Here is a 3695-nt window from a genome sequence, read left to right as displayed (position 1 = left end):
AATTAATAGAGCGAATGCCATACTGCACCGACCAGCATCGCACGACTGAGAAAGGAATTCGGTTCAAACTGCGTGGACGAGGTCCCGTTCATCAGGCCATTATCTGTTACATAGTTGATCGCGTCAAAGTAATCCGGGAAAGCAGAACGAGTCACATCGGAATAGGCCGAGACCAGCGGTACGGTGAGAGAAACCAACAGCGCAGCGAGCAAAAGGATGCTGCATAGACGAGTCAAATGATGTTTTTTCACGTCTCTTCTTCTTTTCTTATATTCTACTTTCTGTGGCGACAGAATCGTTCGTTCCGGGGACTCCCTTCCTTCCTAGGTAAGTCCAGCATATCACCCCTTAACTTTTTTGTCAATATTTTTACAGAAAATATCCCGTAATTTTCAATAATATGCAGTACAGTAAAAAGTCCCGGCGGGGATGCCGCCGGGACGATGTGCGAAGGAATTTCGAATTCGCTGTGGGTAGCCTGTGATCCGGCCGGGCGCTGCGAGCTTGCCACGGTCCCTTTGGGGCCCCGCAATGGCAAATCCGGGGACTTCATTCCCGCAGGGTGCCGCCGTTGTTCCACACGGCCGTCGAGCAGAGATAGAGCACGTCCGTCGCGTCTGACAGGTCTGCATAGTCCGTCAGCCGGGCGGCAGAGATATAGCGCAGGTCCACGAGCGTGATGCGCTCGAATGAGCCGAGCAGCAGCGGCGCGAGCGACGAGCCGAACGAGTCGCGGAACAGCACGAGGTGCCGCCCGTTGTGCACGTTGGGCGATGTGACGGTCAGGACCGCCTGCGCGCCGGAGAGGAAGACGTCGTAGCCGTCCGTCCCGTCCAGCAGCTCCGGCCGGTAGACCGGCTGCGCGCCGTCCAGCTCCGGGCCGGTGACCTTGGCGGCCTTCGTGTCGGCGCTTTCGAGGTACGTCAGCGTATCCGGGGCCATCGGCAGGGCCGCCTGCCCGTAATACGCGCCGTAAAACGGAGAGAGCGTTTTTTCCGTGAAGGTTCCCGGCGCGTCCGCGCCCAGCGCTTCACAGATGGCCGCTGCGACGGGGAGCAACCGCTCCTGCCGCCAGTGGGGGTCCGTTTTGTAATAGTCGTCTGCGGACAGCAGGTCCCAGATGTCGATCTCCGTCATACCGGGCAGGGCCTCGCGCACGATGCCGCGCAGCGCCTCCGTGTCCAGCCGGGGACGGCTGATCTCCGCCTTGGCATTTTTATCCGGTACGATGACATAGTGCGACGGAAGCGACGGGAAATAGGTTTCCCGCACGGCGGAAAAGACCGCTGCGGCATGGCGCACCTGCTTTTCCTGCAGCGGGCCGTCCATGCGGAAGGCCCCGCCGCCCTGCAGATAGATGCTGTGGATATCCGCCTGCCCGAGGCCGTAGAGCCGCACGAGGCTGTTGACCGTGCGCAGCTGCTCACGCAGCGGGAACTGGTCAAGCATATATTCCTCAAGCTTGTCCGAAAAGCCGGAAGACAGGGGAGGAAGCTGCGCCAGCCGCCGCCGCTCACTGCGGGATACTTCCCGGTCCGGCAGGGCGAGATGCAGCAGGGAAAAGCCGAACAGCACCGCGAGGAACACGGCCGCCGTGGCGATGGATGCTTTGCGTTTCATGGCTCACCTCAGAAGCGGAAATAGAGGAAGGGATTGAACGAGCCGTCCACGAGCGCGGCCGTCGCGGCAAGGAGCAGCAGGCCCGTCAGCACCGGTCCGAGCGCGGCTGAGACGGGGTGCGGCTCCAGCCGCTTCCACAGACGCTTCGGCAGCCGCGTCGCGCCGACGACTCCGAGGACGAGCACGCCTGCAAAGCTGCGCAGGGCATACAGCGCGTCCGCGTCCCACAGCGGCGCGCCGCCGAACATGGCTCGGAGCGTCTGCCCGCAGGCCTGCAGGCTCTCGGCGCGGAACAGAACGAAGCCGAGCGTCACGAGCAGGAGCAGCAGCGCATGCTGCACGGCAGCGGGCGCACGGGCCAGCCGTTTTCCGAGCCAGAGCCGTTCTGTCAGTAGGAGCAGACCGAAATAGCCGCCCCACAGCACAAAATTCCACGCCGCGCCGTGCCACAGGCCCGTCAGCAGCCAGACGACGGCAACATTGCGGATCCATTTGGCGCGGGTCGTGCGGCTGCCGCCCAGCGGGATATAGACATAGTCCCGGAACCACTGCCCGAGCGTCTGATGCCAGCGCCGCCAGAAGTCCGTCACGGAGCGGGCAAGATACGGATAGTCGAAATTCTCCGGGAACGTGAAGCCGAACATCCGCCCGAGGCCGATGGCCATGTCACTGTAGCCCGAAAAGTCAAAATAAATCTGCAGCAGATAACCCACGGCCCCGAGCCACGCGCCGAGCACCGTTGCGTTCCCGGCGGAGGACACCAGCTCGCCCAGCACGTTGGCAAGCAGGACCTTTTTGCCCAGACCGACGGTAAAGCGCCGCGCGCCCGTACCGATGTCCTCGAGGCAGAAGCGCCGCGTGTGCAGCTCGGCCTCGATATCGGAATAGCGGACGATCGGCCCGGCGATGAGCTGCGGGAACAGGCAGACAAACGTGGCGAACGTCGCGAGGTTCCGCTGCGGCCGGACGTGCCCGCGGTAGACGTCGATGGTGTAGCTCATGGTCTGGAACGTATAAAAGCTGATGCCAAGCGGCAGGCGCACGCCTGTCAGCGGCAGGGAAAGGCCGAACAGGCCGTTCACCGTCGTCAGGAAGAAGTCGGCGTATTTGAAAAAGCCGAGCAGCCCGAGATTCAGAAGGACGGAGACCGCCAACGCCAGCTTTGCTGTCCGCGTGCCGCGCCGCCGCTCGATGCACAGGCTGAGCGCCCAGTTCGAAACGGACGAAAGCAGCAGCAGGAGCACATACACAGGCTCGCCGAACGCATAGAACAGCAGGCTTGCGATCAGCAGAACGGCATTCCGCCCACGCTGCGGCGCGAGAGCGTAGACCGCGAGCGTGAGCGGAAGAAAGGCATAGAGAAATACCGCGCCGGAGAATACCATCTCAGCTCCAGAGCGCGTTGAAGTTGGCGGTGAGGGCGTCGGTCACGTCGCTCCAGGACATGACGAGCAGCACGGTGCAGTTGTGCACGAGCACGGCCGTCTTTTCGGCCTCGACGCATACCCACTTGGCCGGGTTCAGGTTGGCCTCCACGTCGGCGGCGAGCTTCTTGGCCGTCTCGGCATCCTGCGCGCGCATGAGCACGACGGAGTGCGCCACAGCGTTGATGAGCGCGTCGGCAGCAATGGCCTCGACGCCGTCGGGCATTGCGGTGAAGGCGAAGTATTCGAAGTTGTCCTTCGTCAGCGCCGTGGTCTCAGTGTCCGGCAGGTCGGCGACGTCCTTCGTGATGGAGGTGAGGATGTCCTGCAGCGTCATTGTGTCGCCCGGCTTCGCGTTCGACTCGGCGGGGGAGCCTGCGCAGGCGGCAAGGCCGAAAACAAGCAGGACGGCAAGGAGCAGTGCGGTCAGTTTTTTCATGTTCATGATTTCCTTTCAAAAATGGAATACGGCTATTAGACGGCGCAATTCTCTGCAGGTTCCATAAAAATTTCCCGGTGGGAAATCAGCTTGTCAAAAAAGTCCCTTTGGGCTTTTTCGCCAAGCTGCTTCCGAAATTGCAAAATAGAATTTTGTATTATTATTTTGCAATTCTGCCGCTGCGGCGGGTTATGGAACGCGAAAGGACACCC

Annotated in this window: 4 protein-coding genes; all 4 read right to left on the bottom strand. The window is 61.5% G+C overall.

All coding sequences use genetic code 11. From position 1 onward, the window contains the following. Positions 1-2: 2 nt before the first annotated feature. The 4 genes from WMO66_RS01800 to WMO66_RS01785 all read right to left on the bottom strand — a co-directional run bounded on the left by WMO66_RS01800 (position 3) and on the right by WMO66_RS01785 (position 3483). Positions 3-251 carry an S-layer homology domain-containing protein gene (locus WMO66_RS01800; RefSeq protein ID WP_349134701.1) on the bottom strand — a complete coding sequence of 83 codons (249 nt, stop codon included), beginning with the start codon at positions 249-251 and terminating at the stop codon, positions 3-5. Positions 252-549: 298 nt separating this feature from the next. After that, positions 550-1620, bottom strand: coding sequence for a DHHW family protein (locus tag WMO66_RS01795; protein ID WP_349134700.1), 1071 nt, complete (start codon positions 1618-1620; stop codon positions 550-552). A gap of 8 nt (positions 1621-1628) precedes the next feature. Continuing rightward, on the bottom strand, positions 1629-3005 hold the full coding sequence (locus WMO66_RS01790; protein WP_349134699.1) for an MBOAT family O-acyltransferase: 1377 nt from the start codon (positions 3003-3005) through the stop codon (positions 1629-1631). Position 3006: 1 nt separating this feature from the next. After that, positions 3007-3483, bottom strand: a complete 477-nt coding sequence (locus WMO66_RS01785) for a hypothetical protein (RefSeq protein WP_349134698.1) — start codon at positions 3481-3483, stop codon at positions 3007-3009. Positions 3484-3695 lie beyond the last annotated feature (212 nt).

Origin of the sequence: Faecousia intestinalis, assembly GCF_040096185.1 — a bacterium.
Lineage (GTDB): Bacteria > Bacillota > Clostridia > Oscillospirales > Oscillospiraceae > JAZOXB01.
This window is presented reverse-complemented; position numbering and strand designations above follow the sequence as displayed.